The sequence below is a fragment of the Bacillus sp. KS1 genome (genome assembly GCF_020075515.1).
GTDB classification, from domain to species: domain Bacteria; phylum Bacillota; class Bacilli; order Bacillales; family Bacillaceae; genus Bacillus; species Bacillus velezensis.
Genome location: NZ_JACAWW010000017.1, coordinates 175,379 through 192,883, shown reverse-complemented (window position 1 = coordinate 192,883; position 17,505 = coordinate 175,379). Strand labels below are relative to the sequence as shown.

General features: G+C 47.1%; 21 protein-coding genes and 1 pseudogene. 10 read left to right on the top strand and 12 right to left on the bottom strand.

The window, feature by feature from the left end; genetic code table 11:
- Nucleotide 1: 1 nt before the first annotated feature.
- The 3 genes and pseudogenes from HWY38_RS19275 to HWY38_RS11555 all read right to left on the bottom strand — a co-directional run bounded on the left by HWY38_RS19275 (nt 2) and on the right by HWY38_RS11555 (nt 2,939).
- Nucleotides 2-799: a methyl-accepting chemotaxis protein gene (locus tag HWY38_RS19275; protein ID WP_374058408.1), complete on the bottom strand. Its 798-nt coding sequence runs from the start codon at nt 797-799 to the stop codon at nt 2-4.
- Nucleotides 800-808: 9 nt separating this feature from the next.
- Nucleotides 809-1,183, bottom strand: a pseudogene (locus HWY38_RS19270) (protoglobin domain-containing protein); the annotation flags it as partial.
- 232 nt (nt 1,184-1,415) lie between these two features.
- Complete coding sequence (locus HWY38_RS11555; RefSeq protein ID WP_105937903.1) at nt 1,416-2,939, bottom strand: FAD-dependent oxidoreductase; 1,524 nt, start codon at nt 2,937-2,939, stop codon at nt 1,416-1,418.
- A 124-nt stretch (nt 2,940-3,063) separates the two neighbouring features.
- On the opposite strand from HWY38_RS11555, the gene HWY38_RS11550 reads away from it, so the two are divergent.
- Nucleotides 3,064-3,921 carry an SDR family oxidoreductase gene (locus tag HWY38_RS11550; protein ID WP_007610477.1) on the top strand — a complete coding sequence of 286 codons (858 nt, stop codon included), beginning with the start codon at nt 3,064-3,066 and terminating at the stop codon, nt 3,919-3,921.
- A 30-nt stretch (nt 3,922-3,951) separates the two neighbouring features.
- Here HWY38_RS11550 and HWY38_RS11545 read toward each other — a convergent pair whose 3' ends face one another.
- Nucleotides 3,952-4,185, bottom strand: a complete 234-nt coding sequence (locus tag HWY38_RS11545) for an IDEAL domain-containing protein (RefSeq protein ID WP_007610478.1) — start codon at nt 4,183-4,185, stop codon at nt 3,952-3,954.
- 315 nt (nt 4,186-4,500) lie between these two features.
- On the opposite strand from HWY38_RS11545, the gene HWY38_RS11540 reads away from it, so the two are divergent.
- The 4 genes from HWY38_RS11540 to HWY38_RS11525 all read left to right on the top strand — a co-directional run bounded on the left by HWY38_RS11540 (nt 4,501) and on the right by HWY38_RS11525 (nt 6,622).
- Nucleotides 4,501-5,079: a competence protein ComK gene (locus HWY38_RS11540; protein ID WP_224181882.1), complete on the top strand. Its 579-nt coding sequence runs from the start codon at nt 4,501-4,503 to the stop codon at nt 5,077-5,079.
- A 145-nt stretch (nt 5,080-5,224) separates the two neighbouring features.
- Nucleotides 5,225-5,593 (top strand): iron chaperone, encoded by a 369-nt coding sequence (locus HWY38_RS11535; RefSeq protein WP_012117235.1) that lies wholly within the window; start codon nt 5,225-5,227, stop codon nt 5,591-5,593.
- Nucleotides 5,594-5,619: 26 nt separating this feature from the next.
- On the top strand, nt 5,620-5,991 hold the full coding sequence (locus HWY38_RS11530; protein ID WP_044802770.1) for an iron chaperone: 372 nt from the start codon (nt 5,620-5,622) through the stop codon (nt 5,989-5,991).
- Between the two features lie 121 nt (nt 5,992-6,112).
- Nucleotides 6,113-6,622, top strand: a complete 510-nt coding sequence (locus HWY38_RS11525; RefSeq protein ID WP_130571192.1) for a MepB family protein — start codon at nt 6,113-6,115, stop codon at nt 6,620-6,622.
- Nucleotides 6,623-6,850: 228 nt separating this feature from the next.
- On the opposite strand, the gene HWY38_RS11520 is transcribed toward HWY38_RS11525, so the two are convergent.
- A complete protein-coding gene (locus HWY38_RS11520) occupies nt 6,851-7,561 on the bottom strand; it encodes a YrpD family protein (RefSeq protein WP_029325960.1) in 711 nt (236 codons plus the stop codon).
- Between the two features lie 195 nt (nt 7,562-7,756).
- On the opposite strand from HWY38_RS11520, the gene HWY38_RS11515 reads away from it, so the two are divergent.
- Complete coding sequence (locus HWY38_RS11515; protein ID WP_003155168.1) at nt 7,757-8,026, top strand: excalibur calcium-binding domain-containing protein; 270 nt, start codon at nt 7,757-7,759, stop codon at nt 8,024-8,026.
- Between the two features lie 32 nt (nt 8,027-8,058).
- On the opposite strand, the gene HWY38_RS11510 is transcribed toward HWY38_RS11515, so the two are convergent.
- From HWY38_RS11510 to HWY38_RS11495, 4 genes are all read right to left on the bottom strand, one after another.
- On the bottom strand, nt 8,059-8,376 hold the full coding sequence (locus HWY38_RS11510; RefSeq protein WP_003155166.1) for a YbjQ family protein: 318 nt from the start codon (nt 8,374-8,376) through the stop codon (nt 8,059-8,061).
- Nucleotides 8,377-8,417: 41 nt separating this feature from the next.
- Nucleotides 8,418-9,887 (bottom strand): sodium:solute symporter, encoded by a 1,470-nt coding sequence (locus HWY38_RS11505; RefSeq protein WP_029325959.1) that lies wholly within the window; start codon nt 9,885-9,887, stop codon nt 8,418-8,420.
- A complete protein-coding gene (locus tag HWY38_RS11500; RefSeq protein WP_007409181.1) occupies nt 9,884-10,084 on the bottom strand; it encodes a DUF3311 domain-containing protein in 201 nt (66 codons plus the stop codon). The genes HWY38_RS11505 and HWY38_RS11500 overlap by 4 nt, the downstream gene beginning before the upstream one ends.
- 120 nt (nt 10,085-10,204) lie before the next feature.
- The gene (locus HWY38_RS11495; protein ID WP_029325958.1) at nt 10,205-10,564 is read right to left on the bottom strand and encodes a hypothetical protein; all 360 of its coding nucleotides are present in this window, start codon (nt 10,562-10,564) and stop codon (nt 10,205-10,207) included.
- Between the two features lie 153 nt (nt 10,565-10,717).
- Here HWY38_RS11495 and HWY38_RS11490 point away from each other — a divergent pair, with 153 nt between their 5' ends.
- From HWY38_RS11490 to HWY38_RS11475, 4 genes are all read left to right on the top strand, one after another.
- Entirely contained in the window at nt 10,718-11,344 is a 627-nt protein-coding gene (locus HWY38_RS11490) for a TVP38/TMEM64 family protein (RefSeq protein WP_224181881.1), read from the top strand.
- A complete protein-coding gene (gene lepB / locus HWY38_RS11485) occupies nt 11,341-11,856 on the top strand; it encodes a signal peptidase I (RefSeq protein ID WP_224181880.1) in 516 nt (171 codons plus the stop codon). Before HWY38_RS11490 ends, lepB begins: the two co-directional genes overlap by 4 nt.
- Nucleotides 11,857-12,001: 145 nt before the next feature.
- Nucleotides 12,002-13,480 carry a monooxygenase gene (locus HWY38_RS11480; RefSeq protein ID WP_224181879.1) on the top strand — a complete coding sequence of 493 codons (1,479 nt, stop codon included), beginning with the start codon at nt 12,002-12,004 and terminating at the stop codon, nt 13,478-13,480.
- An 88-nt stretch (nt 13,481-13,568) separates the two neighbouring features.
- Nucleotides 13,569-14,090 carry a MarR family transcriptional regulator gene (locus tag HWY38_RS11475; RefSeq protein ID WP_224181878.1) on the top strand — a complete coding sequence of 174 codons (522 nt, stop codon included), beginning with the start codon at nt 13,569-13,571 and terminating at the stop codon, nt 14,088-14,090.
- 35 nt (nt 14,091-14,125) lie between these two features.
- Here HWY38_RS11475 and HWY38_RS11470 read toward each other — a convergent pair whose 3' ends face one another.
- From HWY38_RS11470 to HWY38_RS11460, 3 genes are all read right to left on the bottom strand, one after another.
- Nucleotides 14,126-15,283 carry an AbrB family transcriptional regulator gene (locus HWY38_RS11470; protein ID WP_224181877.1) on the bottom strand — a complete coding sequence of 386 codons (1,158 nt, stop codon included), beginning with the start codon at nt 15,281-15,283 and terminating at the stop codon, nt 14,126-14,128.
- 167 nt (nt 15,284-15,450) lie between these two features.
- Nucleotides 15,451-16,647: an MFS transporter gene (locus tag HWY38_RS11465; protein ID WP_224181876.1), complete on the bottom strand. Its 1,197-nt coding sequence runs from the start codon at nt 16,645-16,647 to the stop codon at nt 15,451-15,453.
- A 15-nt stretch (nt 16,648-16,662) separates the two neighbouring features.
- Complete coding sequence (locus HWY38_RS11460) at nt 16,663-17,286, bottom strand: TetR/AcrR family transcriptional regulator (protein WP_224181875.1); 624 nt, start codon at nt 17,284-17,286, stop codon at nt 16,663-16,665.
- Nucleotides 17,287-17,505: the final 219 nt, after the last annotated feature.

Genomic DNA, 17,505 nt, shown 5'->3' with positions numbered 1-17,505 from the left:
TTTATTCTTCTGTAAGGATAACAAGTGAATCAACGGAAGATGCAACGTGGGAAACGGCGCGGCTGACTTCTTGAAGGCCGCCGAGAAAGGCCTGCAAATCAACGTCGATTTTGCCTGTCTGGTCTTTGCTCGTTTTCATGCTTTGCACGATGTCATCAAACAGACGGTTGATCTGCGCCATTTTTTCTTTCGTTTCACTTACAAGTCCGTTTACATCTTTAATATGTTTGGACACGATGTCGATTTGTGTATTGGTATTGTTCACGAGCTCTGATACGGTGGAAACGGTTTTTTTCGTATCCTCTGAAAGCTTTCTTACCTCCGTCGCGACAACGGCGAACCCTTTGCCGTGCTCACCGGCTCTCGCAGATTCTATTGAAGCGTTGAGTGACAGGAGATTCGTTTGCTCGGCGATCCCCGTCACGATGCCGAAGATTTTTTCGATCTGCTGGGCGATGTCATTCAGCTTGTCCATTTCTTCTTCAATCTGCAGAAGGCTGGCGTCGATTTTATTCATCTGCTTCTGCTGGCTTTCAAGCTCTTTTTTCCCGCCGATTGATTTTTCTTCGACATGTACGGAAGTGACGGTGCCGGCTTTTGACGCCTCGGAAATGCCCTCGGATTTATCGACCAGCTCCTGCACGGCTCTGCTCGTTTCTGAAAACAAATCAGCGAGTGATCCGGATGTTTCCTGGATTTTTTGATGAAGACGGGCTTTCTTTTCCTCTTGTTCGTCACGCTGGCAGTTATATTCGCTCTGAAATGCTTCAAGGACGAGCTGCTGTTCAAGATTCAATATTTTCGTCGTCGCTTTGATCGCTTTTAAAAGCTCATGCAAATCCGGGATTGCTGCTTCATATATGTTCATCATCGACAGAAGCAGATCCTGAAACGCTCCCATATACCATTTCGGTTCAAGGCCGATCCGCAAGTGGATGGAAGCGATGCGCTGTCTTTTTTCAATGAATTCATCATCAATCGTGCCGGCAAACATCTCATGGATATGACGCCGTAATGTTTTTTTCAGGCGCTCGACCGTGCTGTGGTCATTAATGATCGTCATTAATGATTTTTCGTGATCTAGATTTCGGTAAAAGGAATCGACGATTGTTGAGATATGTTCTTTAATTAACGGCTGCAGCTCTTCAAGCACATGAAGTTCTTCGTTTCCAAGCCTGACCATTTTCAGCTGTTTTTGGACATCTGCATATTGATTTGAAAGCGCGATGCGTTTTTTTTCATCGGCTTCTGAAAAATAAGCTGTTTCTTTTTTGCGGTCTTTTTTAAATAACAATATAAGTTCCCCCAGATATTCTCTTTTTCTTTTTATCGGTATGGAAGGAACTTGAATGAAGGAATCTGATAAAAATATTTTAATGCAGAAAAAATAAAACCATTCGTACAGAATGGTTTAGTCAATCTTGGGTGAGGCGTTTCAGCGGCTTGATGGCGGGACCTTCGGCAACCCCGCCGTCGGGTGTGAACCGGGACCCGTGACAAGGACAGTCCCACGTCCGTTCGCCGTCATTCCATTCAACCTCACAGCCCAAATGGGTGCATGTCGTATCGACAAGATGCAGACAGCCTTTTTCATCTTTATAGGCGCCGGCCCGTTTGCCGTTTACCGTTACGATTTTTCCCTCCCCGGGCCGAAGAGTCTCAGGTGAAGCGTCCGGCCTCTCAAGTTTGCCTGAGATAAGGTGTTTGGCCACGTCGGCATTATAAGAAATCAGTTTTTTCAGTCCCGGATCTGCGTGGAAGCGTGACGGAATAAACAGGCCGGAAAACGGGTTCTTTTTGTTTTGAATATGATCAGCCAAAAGCTTCGCGGCGAGCGCTGAGCTTGTCATGCCCCATTTTTTAAAACCGGTCGCCGCCAAAATATGTTCTTCATCGCCTGAGATGGGACCGATGAACGGAATTTTGTCAATGGTGACAAGGTCTTGTGCAGACCAATGATATGGGATGCTTTCAACCCCGATTGTGTTTTCCGCAAATTGTTTCAGCGCTTCGTAATGCTCGGACATTTCTTTTCCTTGGCCTGTTTTGTGGCTTTCGCCGCCGACAAGAACCAGTTTTTCACCGTTCAAATCGGTGTATCGCAGTGATCTGGACGGCTTGTCTATGCTGAGATACATCCCGTCCGGATACGCTTGTTTCGGTTTTACCGCGAGTACGTAGGATCTGCTGGCATACATTCTGGCGGCGTAAAGCCCGCCTCCGTCATAAAAAGGAAAGTGGGAAGAGCAGACAATGTAGCTGCACTTGATGCCGTGTCTGTTTTTCGTGACCACTTCCGGCTGCGGTTCTTTTTTTATGTCGATCGCAGCCGTCTGTTCAAAAATCCGCGCCCCGTTTTTAACGATCTCTTTGACGAGCGCCGCGCCATATAAAAGCGGATGGAATTGCGCCTGATTCTTCATGGCGAGACCGAGCCTGCAATCAACGGGGACGGGAAGTTCTTTCACAAGCTCGTGTTCAATACCGAGCTTGGTATAAGCTTCCTGCTCGCTGCGGATTTTTTTGACGCCTGATTCTGTATTGGTGTAAAGATATGCGTCTTGTTCAGCCAGTCTGCATTCAATCGAAAGGTCCTGCATAATCTGCTTCATGTCTTCCATGGCGCGGAGATGGGCTTCGAAATACAGCCTTGCGCTGGTCAGGCCGATCTGCTGAATAAGATCGGCATAGATGAAATCATGCTGGGCGGTGATTTTTGCGGTCGTGCCCGCGGTCGTCCCGTTTAAAATCCGGTCTGCTTCAATGACAGCGACACGGAAACCTCTTTTCGTCAGTTCGTATGCCGTTGTCAGGCCCGTAATTCCTCCGCCGATAACCGCAACGTCACATTCCGTATCTTCAGTGAGGGCGGGAAAGGTAGGAATGTCAGCTGTTGCTTTCCAATAGGAAGCCGGTTCCTCGTTTGAAAAAGTAGTCAATTCAGATTTACCTCCTCTGTTGTATATTCTTAATTTTTCCAATAAGACTCTATTCATACATGAAATTCGTATAAGATGCTCAAATTACTCATAATATAGTAATTAATGTAAAGGAGTGATCAAAATGGCTAATCAGAAGAAGAAAACCTTGCCGCCGCAGCATCAAAACCGGCAGCCGGGCTTTGAATATGTAATGGACCCGCGCCCCGTTTTTGACAAACCGAAAGCGGCGAAAAAACTTGAAGGGAAAACGGCGATCATCACGGGCGGAGACAGCGGGATCGGCCGCGCCGTATCCGTTTTATTCGCGAAGGAAGGCGCTAATGTGGTCATTGTTTACTTTGATGAGCATCAGGATGCCGAAGAGACGAAGCAATATGTAGAAAAAGAGGGGGCGAAGTGTCTGCTGATCGCAGGGGATGTCGGCGACGAAGCCTTTTGCAACGATGTCATCCGCCAGGCGGGCCAAGCCTTTCCTTCCATTGACATCCTGGTCAACAACGCGGGTGAGCAGCACGTACAGCCGGGGATTGAGAAAATCACGAGCCACCAGCTCATCAGAACGTTTCAGACGAATATTTTTTCAATGTTTTACTTAACGAAAGCCGCGCTCCCTCACCTGAAAAAAGGAAGTTCAATCATTAATACGGCCTCCATTACCGCCTATAAAGGCCACAAAACATTGATTGACTATTCAGCGACAAAAGGGGCGATCGTCACGTTTACAAGATCTCTTTCCCAATCTCTTGTCACTCAGGGCATCAGGGTAAACGCAGTGGCGCCGGGGCCGATCTGGACGCCGCTGATCCCGGCGAGCTTCTCGGCGAAGGAAGTGGAAGTCTTCGGCTCAGACGTGCCGATGCAGCGCCCGGGAGAACCTGTTGAAGTGGCGCCGAGCTATTTGTACTTAGCAAGCGATGATTCTTCCTATGTCACGGGACAGACGATTCATGTGAACGGCGGCACCATCGTAAACGGATAATGTAAAAAAAGCCAATCCATATGGATTGGCTTATTCACTCTGTTTGAGTGCTGCATATTCTTTTGAAAGCGTGAGGAACGCTTCTTTATTTTTATCATCAAGCGCCTTATTAATCTGCATTGTCAGCATGGCGATCCGGCGTTTATACAAGGATTCATCAAGCACCATTTGAATGTAAATATCGGCCATTGTCACATCGAATTCGTTTGCTTTTTGCGTGTTGCGGGACTTCATGAGCTCAGTGTACGACTTTTTCTCTTTCATAAAGAATCCCCCCAATGCCTTTTTTATAGTATATGGATAACGGCCGGAAAAATCAATTAATTTTTATAATCTTTAGACAACTAATACTTGGAAATATATCGACATATCCTGCAAATTGACGAAAAAACGAAAATGATCATTGTATAAATGAGGTGAAATGAAAAAGAAAAATAATATTTAAATAGTAATTTAAGACTAAATTACAGCTTTAAAAGGTGATTTTTAGCTATATTCAAAAAAAACCTGTCGTTTTCTAATGACAGATGATAGATTATTAGTATAAATTTTCAAGAAAAGGATTGGAGGCTGCACATCATGTGCCAGAAAACACACGCACCCTTAGAAAGCTATGAAGTAAATCGTTCAACCATCGCTGTTTTGCCTGAGGAAATAGACGGTAAAATGGGGTCGAAGGTCATTGAAAAAGACTGCATTCTGTATGTCAACATGAAGCCGATTCACATCATCGACAGAAGCTGCCGCTACTTTGGCTCCAGCTATGCCGGGAGAAAAGCGGGAACATATGAAGCGATTAAAATTTCTCACAAGCCGCCGATTATGGTGGACCCTTCAAATCACATCTTTTTATTCCCTACACTTTCTTCTGCAAGGCCTCAATGCGGCTGGATATCGCATGTGCACGTTAAAGATTTTCAACCGACGGCATTTGATGACACAGCGGTCACGTTCTCAAACGGCAAAACGATGGAACTGGAAGTATCCTATCATTCTTTTGAAAATCAGGTTTACAGAACCGCCTATCTCAGAACCACTTTTCAGGACAGGATGGGCAGTCATATCCCGAAGCGGCAGGAATTCATGCTGTATCCGAAAGAAGAGCGGACAAGAATGATCTACGACTTTATTTTGCGGGAGCTGGGGGAGAGATATTAGAGAAAGCTGTGATGTGAAGGGACGGGTCCTCTCCTTTTGGGGAGGGCTTTTTTCGATTTACATGCCCGGGCAGAGTTGTATCGTGTCCGTCTGTTGGCTATGATGATGTAAAGAGTAATGATATTTCATTTTAGGAGAGATGGGCATGGATGTGTTTGCAAAATATGTATCAGGAATCGATAACCCGGATCACCGTCTCAAAGCAGAGGAAATTTTGTCGTGGACGGCTGGCCAATTTCCGAATTTAGAAGCGCAGATCAAGTGGAACAAACCGACATTTACCGATCACGGCACCTATATCATTATGTTTGCCGCGGCAAAAAATCATTTGAGCATTTTGCCTGAAAAAGAGACGATGGAGCATTTTGCCGATGACATCGCTCAAGCCGGGTACAGCGCTTCTTCGCGCCTGTTCAGAATTCGATGGACTGATCCGGTGCACTATGATCTGCTTAAGAAGATCATCGAATTTAACATCAAGGAAAAAGCTGAAAATCCGGGGTTTTGGCGCTAGCGGACGTGATGTTGAAGGAGGAAGACATGGACGTTTTCAAAGACTATTTATCAAGTATCGACAGCCCTGATCATCGTCTGCGAATGGAGGAAATCCTGTCGTGGACGGCTGACCAATTTCCGAACTTAGAAGCGCAGATCAAGTGGAACACGCCAATGTTTACCGATCACGGCACCTTTATTATCGGCTTTGCGGCAGCAAAGCATCATGTAAGTGTTTCCCCCGAAGAAGCGGGAATTGCGCATTTTGCCGACGACATTGCCCGTGCCGGCTACAGCGCCACTTCCCGTTTGTTCAGAATTCAATGGACTGAACCGGTGCATTATGAGCTGCTTGAACGCATGATTCAATTCAATATTCAGGATAAGGCGGACTGCTCAGTATTTTGGCGGAAATAATGAAAGAAATGTTAAAAAACAACCCTGAGGAGGGCTGTTTTTTTATTGGAAACACATGATCAGCCCATTTTAATCAAGAAGCAATGGATGACGTACTATAAAAAATAAGGAGTACGAAGCAGTGAATGAATTTTATAAGGCGTTAACATATGTAAATAAAATTTTTTATGAACCAAATCACTTAACGATACATGATATTCAAGAAGAAGCTCAAAACTCAGAGTATGGGGCCGGTATGTTTCAACTGAATTCAACATCAGTTCGATTCAGAGTCGCAAAAATAACGCCAAACAAGATAGGACAGTTTGTTGCTTTTTGGGAAAAAGACGGAGATGGTAAAAACCAAGCCTTTTCATATGAAAAAGCTGCTGATTTATTGGTTATCAATACTTTTGCCAGTAATCATCATTTTGGACAATTTGTTTTTCCAAAAGAAGTTCTTGTAAAGCAAAATATCCTTAAAACAGCCGCTGCAAAAGGGAAAATGGCAATTAGAGTATACCCTGAATGGGAAAATCCCACCAGCAAACAAGCTATCGAAACACAAAAATGGCAGTTGGCATATTTTGTTGAGGCGAACGATGCAGATCGTTTTCCGGCACAAGACCTGTTAAAGCTATATTCTAACTAAAATTGGACAGCCCTGAGCCGGCTGACAGTATGTGAAGTTAACCGGTGCGTGAGTTGGAGAATAACGGGGAACCTCAGCAAATGAGGTTCCTCTAATTGTTATATAGAAATCGACATTTTGAATGTAACAGAGTTTGTTTATTAAACGTCATCCGAAAAATAAGGGATTTGCGTATCCGGCAGACCCTCACGAAACGCACGATGTCAGAAATCGTGCGTTCAACATTCTTTATTTGACGACAGACATGCTGACGCTGCTGCCTGACACTGTCAATTTGGCAAAATCCTGTGTATCAATCACAGGTGTGACTGCTTTATTGTCGATCGTGATGTTCGTAAAGGCTGTTGAGAAGTTTGATTTGATGTAAGGGCGCTGATCCTCTGATGTGACCGCGACGGTGGCGAGCGCTTTCCATTTTGAGACAGAGCCTACATTTGTTTGGGCGAGTTCTGAGATGATGCGGCCGGTGTATCCGTCATTATTCGTGCCCCAATATGTGGCGCGGGTATTGCCGTTCAGATTTTTGTAAATGGTCAGCTGTACGGTGCTGCCGGGCCGGAAGCCTTTCGTATAGGTGAATTGGCTTTCTCCTTCCAGATACCGGACCTGGCCTTGTCCCTTTGAACCGACTTTCATGATCGGTTTCCATACATGATAGGTGTCACTGTACTGAAGTCCGATATCAGCCTCTGTGCCTCCGGTAAATCCTGAGTAAATATAGGCTGTCCCATTTGACACCTGAATCGAGCTTGGAAGCTGAATTTTCGTGACGAGAACTGAGCCCGTGCTGTTCAGGTAGGCCCTTCCGCCGATTCCTTTGCTGAGCTGGGACGCCGCTTCCGCCGTATTGGGACTGATCAACCCCGGAATATCCGCCGTACATGCGCCGAATAGAACGGCTGAAGTGAGAACACCCGCAAGAAGCCCTTTTTTCATCATCATTTCTCCTCCTATCATCATAGTCAGATAGCGCTATCAATTCATATTATAAAAGGTTTTGGGGAAAATTCCATAAAAGATATACGGGCGGACGTAAATTAAAACTATTTTCCTATTTATCTTGTAAATGGAGATTATTTGAACTATGATATGTTCAGCAATACAGCATGATTCAGGAAAGGGGATAGGATAGAAATGAAAAAGACGGCAGCTGTGCTTTTGTCTTTCGGTCTGGTGTTCGGTTGTTCATACGGAGCGGGGCAGACGGCAGAAGCGAAAACAAAGGTAAAAACGTATCAAAACTGCAAGGCGCTGAATAAGGTGTATAAGGGCGGCGTGGCCAAATCGTCGAAAGTGAAAAACAAGGGCGGCAGAACAAAGTACAAGCCGTATGTATCAAAAGCGCTTTACAATGCAAATAAAAGACTTGACCGAGATAAAGACTATATCGCATGTGAGAAATAAAAAAACAAGCCTCTTTAAAGAGGCTTGTTTTTTTAAATGGATTCGGCGGTGACGGCGGTTCCGTATCCGATTAATTCGGATGTGTTCTGTCCTGCGGTCAGTTCGAACCGCAGGCCGACGATGGCGTTCGCTCCGAGCTGTTCCGCCTCTCTGATCAGCCGCTCTTTCACCGCTTTTTTGGAGTCTTCCAGCATTTCAGTATAGCTTTTCAATTCGCCGCCGACGACAGATTTTAAGCCTGCAAGCAAGTCTTTGCCGATGTGTCTGGACTGGACGATACTGCTTGTCACCAAGCCTTTCACTTCCGTAATCTGTTTTCCGGCAACGGTTTCGGTCGTTGTCATGATCATGCGTTTTTCCCCTTTCGTGTATCTTACCGCTATCTTACCATTTAAGCCGCCTTTTCGGCTGCGCCGATTTGTTTTTTTCTGACTGCGGCGCTGACTGCAAACATGACGGCAATGTTCAGAACCAGTGCGATGATGCCTGTATTCATATCCTTAACGATCTGCGGAAGAAACGGAAAGAGGGTTCCGATGGTTGATTCGGTCAGTGTAATGAAGGCCACCGTTCCGACCCCGGCCGTTATGCCGGCAAAAGCGCCGTGGCTTGTGATGAAACGCCGCTTCGGCAGGCTGAATAAGAGGGCGGGGAAAAGCTGGGTGACAAGGCTGTAGCCCATTAAAAGCAAGGTGACGATGGTATTTCCGCCTTTCAGCGTAAAATATACAGATATCAGCGCGATGACGGGTACGGCGTATTTTGCGAGCCGTGAGACTTTTTCGTCAGTCGTGCCGGGCAGAATGGCTTTGTACACATTTTTGGCGAACAGCGTGCTTGAGGCCATTAATATCATTGAACCGGGTACAAGCGCCGTCAGAATGCCCGCCGATCCGATCAGTCCGACAAACCAGGGATCAAAGGTTTTCACAGACAGCTTTAATAAGGCGAGATCCGTGTCCGCCCCTTTTAAACCGGGCACCTGCAGAATCGCCGCAAATCCGGTAAAGATGACAAACAGCAGGACGAGCTGATAAAGAGGCATGATGATCGCGTTTTTCCGAAACACCCGCGGATGCTCCGCCGAATAGGAAGCGGCAAATGTATGGGGCCACATATAAAAGCCGAGGGCGGTCAGCAAAACCGTTGAGCTGAACCAGGAAACGCTCTGTCCGGTTTCCGGCAGCGTGAGAAAACCGGGTTTTGCGGCGTCAATTTGTTTGAACATCTCCGTAAACCCGCCATAGTAATGAATGGGCAGATAAATGCCTAAATACAGGACGATGCCTAAAATCATGATATCTTTAACGACTGATATCCACGCTGAACCGTGGATTCCTGATATCATCACATAAATCGTGATGGAGACAGCGCCGATCCAGACAGCGGCTGAGGGCGGAATCTGTCCGTATGACGTTGCTGAAACAATTAATCCGAGTCCTTTCAGCTGCAGGACGAGATAGGGGATGAGGGATGCGATGCCGACGAGCGATACGAGAATGCCGAGGAGCGGGCTGTTGTATTTTGAAATGAAAAAATCTGATTGCGACATCAGTTTGTGTTGTTTGGCGTAAGTCCACACCGCTGGCAGAAGCCAATATGACAAAATGTAGGCAAGGCAGCCGTACGCGATAATATAAAAGGCGGGGCCTCCTTTTCCGTAAGCCCATCCGCTTCCGCCGAGGAATGTAAAGGTCGTGTATATTTCTCCCGCCATTAATAAAAAGACAAACATCGTGCCGAAGCCGCGTCCGCCCACCGTCCATTGTTCAAGGTCCATATTTTTTCCTTTTCGGGCCCGGATTCCGAGATATACACAAAACAGGAGCACGGCGGCCATTACGGGAAATGCTGCGTTCATTCCGCCTCACCCGCCTTGTTTTCTTTGTCCAATTTGTAAACGGCGGCCATCAGAACGGAAGTCAGCACCGCCCAGATGACGACATACGCGAGAATGAAAGGCATTCCGAAAACATAAGGCGTCACCCGGTTGGCAAATGGAATGCCGGCGAGAATTCCGAAAAAGGGCAGGGCGGCGAGAACATGAATCAGTTTCATAACATTCCTCCTTTTCATTGAAAACAGCGTGTCCCGATTATAAAGAAAATCATGTCGAATGTATAGTGTGAATAGTCTGAAATTTATCGACTGAAAAGGAAAAGCAGTCCCGGCTGCTTTTTAAATGGTCGCAAGAGACAGGTAGTATTCCAATAAGGCGGTTACCTGTTCCCGTATTCTCGGGTTGAAATAACGGTGTTTTTCTTCATAGCCGTTAATGGTGCATATATAAAGGGTAAATGCTTCGTCTCTTTCCGCTTCGTATATTTTAATTTTACGCTTTCTTAACTCTTTTCGAACATCACTCAAATCCTTTTGTGCTAATTTTAAAGAGCAGCCGATAAGCTGTTTATAGGGTTGTTTTAATTTGAACGGGCACGAATCAAGCGCTTCGAGGTCCCGGTTCAGGATGGCAGCCGCCATGGGCAGAAACAGCCCTTTTTCGATGAGATCGCGGGTGCCGCTCCGGATGTCAGGCATAAATACTCCTTCTTTCTTAAAAAAAGAGAACGTTTGTTCTTATTTTATACTCGCTTGCACGATATTTCAAGTCGGAAAATCTCGTAAACATTTTCGTTTTTTGGAGATAATGTGTAGAATAAGGATAGACAAACTCGTTAAGGAGTATAAACGTTGGAGCAATTTTTATCATATTTGACTGAGGAACAGCTGACGGAATGGTTCCAAAGCTATAGAGCTTTCGGCCCGGCGGCTGCGGCTGTACTGCCTTTTATTGAAGCGTTTCTTCCGTTTTTGCCGCTCGTTGTATTTGTGGTGGCGAATACGAATGCATTTGGTTTGTGGGAAGGTTTTTTTCTGTCATGGCTCGGGTCTGCGGCAGGATCGATGCTGATGTTTTATGCCGTCCGCCGTTTCGGACAGAAAAGAGCTTTCAGTTTCATCCGCAGGCATCAGACCATAAGGCGGATGATGCTCTGGGTTGAGCGGCACGGTTTCGGTCCGCTGTTTATTTTACTTTGCTTCCCCTTTACGCCGTCCGCTGCGGTTCATATCGTTGCCGGTCTGTCACGGGTGGGGGCGCTGCAGTTTATATCAGCAGCCGCCATGGGGAAAATGGTCATGATCTTTATGATCAGCTTTATCGGGTATGATCTTCACGCACTCATAACACAGCCTTTCAGGATGGCGGGCGCCATAACGGTGATCGGGGTGCTGTGGTATGCCGGAAAGCATATCGAACGGCGTTTACAGACGAGAATCAGTCAGCATGAGAAAGACGGAGGGAGACAGGAATCTTGAAAAAACGATTTTGGTTTATAGCCGGCGTGCTTATCGTTGTTTTGGCCATACAATTAAAGAATGCCATTTTTATTGATTATAAAGTCGAAGGAATCAGCATGAATCCGACCTTTAAACAAGGAAATGAGCTGCTGGTCAACAAGTTTTCCCATCGTTACAAAAAGATCCGCCGTTTCGATATTGTCCTGTTTAAAGGCCCGCATCGCAAAGTGCTGATCAAACGAGTTATCGGGCTCCCAGGCGAGTCAATCGCATACAGGGAGGATCAGCTGTATGTGAATGGAAAACGGGTGGCGGAACCGTTTTTAAAACCGTTAAAGTCATCATTGTCCGCCGGGAGCCATGTGACCGGTGATTATACGCTGAAGGAAACGACCGGTCGCAAAAGCATACCGAAGGGACAATACTTTGTTATTGGCGACAACCGCATATACAGCCTCGACAGCCGTCATTTCGGTCCGATTAAGGATAAAGATATTGTCGGAGTCATCAGTGAATCAGACGCCAAGTGAACGGCGTCTTTTTTTTCAGAAATGATTGTCAAAAAGCAGAGGAAAGACTATAATGAAAATTGTTACGCGCGAAACAAAAAAGAGGCGTTTATTTTTTAGTGATTTTGTTACGTTCGTAACAAAAATATGAAAGAGGGCTGATGAGATGAAAACACAGGCTGCCATTATCGGGGGAGGTCCGGTCGGGCTTATGCTTGCATCAGAACTGGCGCTGGCCGGAGTGAAAACGACTGTCATTGAACGATTGAAGAAGACGGTGCCATATTCCAAAGCGCTTATCATGCATCCGCGCACACTTGAGCTTTTAGCCATGAGAGGCATATTGGAACGCTTTTTGGAAAAAGGGACGAAGGTGTCTTCCGGCCATTTTTCCATGCTGGATACACGGCTGGATTTTTCTCGGCTGGATACGAAGCAGAATTATTCGTTAATGCTGCCTCAGGCAGAAACGGAGCGGATTTTGGAGGAGTATGCATCAAGTCTCGGCGCAGACATCATCCGCGGGGCGGAAGCGGTGGCTGTCACCCAGACGGATGACGGAGTGGAGACGGTGTTCCGGGACGAAAGCGGTATCCGCACTCTTCACAGCTTTTATGCCGCGGGTACAGACGGAGCGGGGAGCATTGTCCGGAAACAGGCGGGCATCGCTTTTTCGGGCACTGATGCCGACTTAACAGGAGCCCTCTGTGATGCCGCTTTGAAACATCCGCCCGAATCTTCCTTTTTTTCAACGTGCCGCCTGGAGGGATCGGTTGTGATTGTCCCTCTTACGGATGGACTTTTCCGCGTCCTCATCGTTTCTCCGCACGCCCCGCAAAAGCGTAAGGAAGAGCCGGTCACCGAAAATGAGCTGAAAGAAGACCTGCAGCGGATATGCGGCACTGATTTCGGATTGAGTGATCCGGTATGGATGTCGCGGTTCGGCAATGCCGAGCGTCAGGCTGAGCAGTACCGCTCCGGCCGGGTTTTTGTGGCCGGGGATGCGGCGCACATTCATTTTCCCGCAGGCGGCCAAGGCCTGAACACGGGGCTTCAGGATGCCTTCAACCTCGGCTGGAAGCTGGCGGCGCAAATGAAGGGGAAAGCGGCGCCTCACCTTCTGGACAGCTATCATCAGGAAAGGCACAGCACAGGAAAAGAAGTGCTGCACAATATCAAAACGCAGATAAAGCTCATGGATTTTACCGAGTCGGGGATGGCATTAAGAGAAACGATGACCGATTTGCTGGATGTTCAGGAGTCCAACCGTTTATTGGCGGGAAAAGTATCCGCGCTTGATCTGCATTATGAACCGGATGCGGAGCTGCCGCCGCATACCCTGAACGGAAAACGTCTGCCGGATATCGAATTGACCCTTCATGATGGGCGGCCGGCCCGGCTGTATGATTTTCTTCATAAGGGCGCCTTTGTGCTTCTGTCATTAAGAGGGAGCATTCCCGCCGGTATTGATACGGACAGTGTGGCAGCTGTCAAGGCGGAGCTTGCTGAAACACGTGCCGATTGGGATGACGTCCACACCGTTTTAATCCGGCCGGACGGACACGCGGCATGGGCAGCCGGCGGCTCGGGACGCGAAGCGGAAGAAGCCGTTCTGGCCGGTTTGGAGAGATGGGGATTCATCTGATACCCTTTTATGCGCCTGTGTGATTGTTTCTTCTGTAACAAAACGTTATAGTAAAAGAAACAATCAATACGGAAGGGTGACTCAGCAGTTGGACAGAAGACAGCCAGACCATGCAAAACACATGATTCTTGAAGGGCTGACAGATATTTTTCAGGAGCAGGAGAGGTGTCAGGAGGACATCAGGGCATCGTTGGCCGGACGGATGGACGAACTCCGTGAAGAAAAAGGGAAAAAATTACAGCTGACCTTGACGGAAATTCACATTTTGTCGTGTATCGGAGATCATGAACCGATCAATGTCACGTCAATAGCGGAAAAAATGAAGACGACAAAGCCGACCGTGTCGAGAAGCTGCGCGAAGTTTTTGGAAGCCGGCTTTCTGCGCAGGACCCGGCTGAGCGACAATAAAAAAGAAGTCTATTTCCGGCTGACTCCTGCCGGGAAAGAGCTGCATTCCCTTCATCATGAATATCATGAATTGATAAAAAAGCGGCTCTTGGCGTTTTTAGACCGCTATACAGATGAAGAACTGTTATTTGCTGAACGGCTGTTCCGTGATCTTTCAGCAAACTGGCGGTCTGTAAATGGCGGCGGAGAGCTGTTCAAATAAAAAACACGCATATGGATGCGTGTTTTTTATTCAGATCATGTTCCTCTTTCTGCCCGGCCTCTTTCGCCGTGTGCCCGTTTCAGCTGAGAAAGGTGGTGCAGCAGCCGATAGAAAGGCGGAAGCATGGCGATGACGAGAACGATCCGGATGACCTGAACCGCGACGACGAAAGTCGAGTCTTCGTGCAGGGTGATCGAAGTCGCCGCCATCTCGGCGATTCCGCCGGGAGAAAAGGCGAGAACAGATGTAATCATGGAGATGCCCGTTAATTTAGAAACCGCAACCGCGCTCAGAATCATGGCGGCGATTAATCCGACGGAAGAAATAAATCCGACGGTCAGCACTCTCGTCACGCCGGTGAACATGCTTTTGTACATTTTTGATCCGATTGTGGTGCCGAGAAAAATTTGTGACAGCTGGTTCGCTTCCGGCGGCCACCAGGCCAGCATGTCTTTGCCCGCCAAGGCGGACACGCCGATTTCCGCAGCAGCAACGCCGATCATGCTGCCGAGCAGCCAAGGGGCGGGGAATTTCAGCCGTTTTGCGCCTTTGCTTGCAAGCCAGGCAGCCAAAATAAATCCGGCCGTTAACAAGACGGGAGTAAGGCCCGGATGTGAAGCTCCTGCCGAAACGGCTCCGGCTGATGTCTGAGCCGCACCGTTTTGTTTGGTAAATAAGAAAATGACGAGAAACGGTATTGTCATGACGACCAAAAGGACGCGCGTCAGTTGAATAAGGCTTACAATCGCGGTGTTTGCGCCGACTTCCTGGGCGATACCCGGCATGGCGGATAAACCGCCCGGCGCCGTGCCTACAAAGCTTGTCATCATGTCCGTCCGGCTGAACCGAAAGAGCACATATCCGGAAACAAGGGCCATCACGATAGAGAAAATCAGCATGAAGCCTACTGGAAGCCAATGCTCCCGTAAAACCGACAGAACGGACAGGTTCAGTTTCTGGCCGAGTTCGATGCCGAGGATCATTTGTCCCGCCGCAAGCCATCTGCGGTGAATCCCTCTTCTGTCAGGCGCCATGAACAGCCAGCGGGGCCTCGTCATGGAGAGGATGCAGCCGGCGGCCAGCGTTCCGAGCATCCAGGCGATCGACATCCCTGTAAGCGAAAGAAGAAACCCCCCTGCCGCACTGATGAGAATAAACCAGATATCCGTAAGGAGATGTTTGTCTTTCTTCAATGAAAACCCTTCTTCCTGAAACATTCATATTAAATTGTTAAGCTCGTTAACCTTACTATTACTATAGTATAGATTTTGAGATAAATAAATAATGAATTATTTCTCATAATCCATTCATTTTTCTTATCACAAACATAAAAAAAGCTCCGGAGATGGGTGAGTGCACCCTACTCCGAAACCTCGCCCGCTTTTCCTTTCCACATAAAGGTCAATCCCAGACCGAGAAATAAAACCACACCTGCGAACAGAAACGGGAAATGAATATTCATATCAAATAAAATACCGCCCAGAGCCGGGCCGAAAATGGTGCCCAAACTCGTGTATGTTGAGTTCATACCGGCAACAAACCCTTGCTGGTTTCCTGCGATTTTCGATAGATAAGTAGTCAGTGCCGGGCGCAGTAAATCAAACGCAAGGAAAATGATGCAAGTGACAGCGAGCACGGGCAAAAATCCTGACATCACCGTAGAAACGAAAGCCAGCACAGCGCCGATGACCAGACAAAGCTGGATGACTTTTTTCTCCCCGAGGAAGTTGACAAGTCTGCCGAACGCGAGCACTTGAATGAGGACCGCCACAATGGAGCTGAACGTAATAATAATGGCGATATCCTTTGGCGTGAAGCCGAATTTATGGTTTGTAAATAAGCTGAATACCGTTTCGTACGCCGACAGTCCGAATGCCAAAACAAAAACGATGATAAAGGCGATCAAGTAGTTTGGATGAATCGACTTTTTCAAATCTTTTAAGAAGGTTGATTCTTTGACGCTTTCCAGCTGCTTTGCGCGTTCTTCTTTAGTTAACGGCTCTTTCAGCATAAAGACAGAGGAAATCACTGCGATAAATGCAATTCCCGCCGCAAAGAAAAACGGCATACGAACGCCGTGATCGGCAATAAATCCTCCTATGCCGGGCCCGATGATAAACCCTGTGCTGATGGCGGCAGATACATAGCCCATCGCCTTCGATCTTTCCTGCACCGTCGTAATATCTGCGACATACGCTGTAACAGCGGGCATGATAAAAGCGGCACTGATGCCCCCCAGCACCCTTGCGAAATATAAAATGGAGACATGTGTGCCCAATCCGAAGGTCAGTTCGGATAATGCGAATAAAAACAGTCCGACGAGAATCATGATTTTTCTGCCGAAGCGGTCAACCCATCTCCCCGCCATGGGGGATGCAATTAATTGCGCGACGGCGAAGGCAGCGACAAGGTATCCCATTGTGCTGCCCGTCAAGTGCATCACATTCATAAACAGCGGCATAACGGGAATGATCAATCCGATGCCTAAAAACGCAATAAATATGTTGCTTAATAAGATGATGAGTACAGCCTTTTGTTCTCTGATCGGTTTTTGCATGTTGTTTCTCCTTTGTCAGCTGTCTTGATTCTGTTGATCAGCATTGATGACTCCGTGAATAAACACAGAGATGGCTTCTTTTTGCAATTCGATTCTTTGCTGAATGGTATCGTTTTTATATAACACATCTAAACCGTAAAAGACGGATAGCAGGATTTTCACTTTTGATTCGACATGATGAATGGACCAGCTGCCGTCTTGATTTCCCTCTTCTAAGATCTCTCTCATCACATCGTCATATTCAATATCAATTTTGTTGAGCCGCTTTACGACCTCCTCTGACGTAAACGCACTCGCATAAAACTCTTCGCTTGCTCTCATAAGCGGGTAATTAATGCTCATCCCGCTGAGCAGCTCCGCAAAGCCCGTCAGCTTTTCGGCAGCATCTTTCAGATCAGCTTCCATTTCCCTCCACGTCTCAATCATCACGCGGTGATCCTCTTCCATGATATGAAGAAACAGAAACTCTTTTCCTTTAAAATGGTGATATAGATTGCCTTTACTGATCTCGGCCGCCTCTAAAATATCCCGAATCGATGTTTCTGAATATCCTTTTTTTGCAAATAAGTCACGCGAAGCGGATACGAGCCTGTTCTTCGTCTTTTCGCTCTTTCCGGCACCGCCTTTTGTATTTGTCACTTCACACAGATCCTTTCCGCCAAATGAGGTTCGGCTCCTTAAAAACCGACCGGTTGGTTTATTTTATTATAAAGGGTTTTTGCTGATTATACAATGAAGAAGTTATCCATTGTTTGGAGGGAGTATAAAAACGGCTCGAAAAGTAAACCCCATTCTCTCATTTTGAAAGAACGGGGTTTGTCTGCGGTCTGAAGACTCCCGGCGGGGGAGCGTGATCTG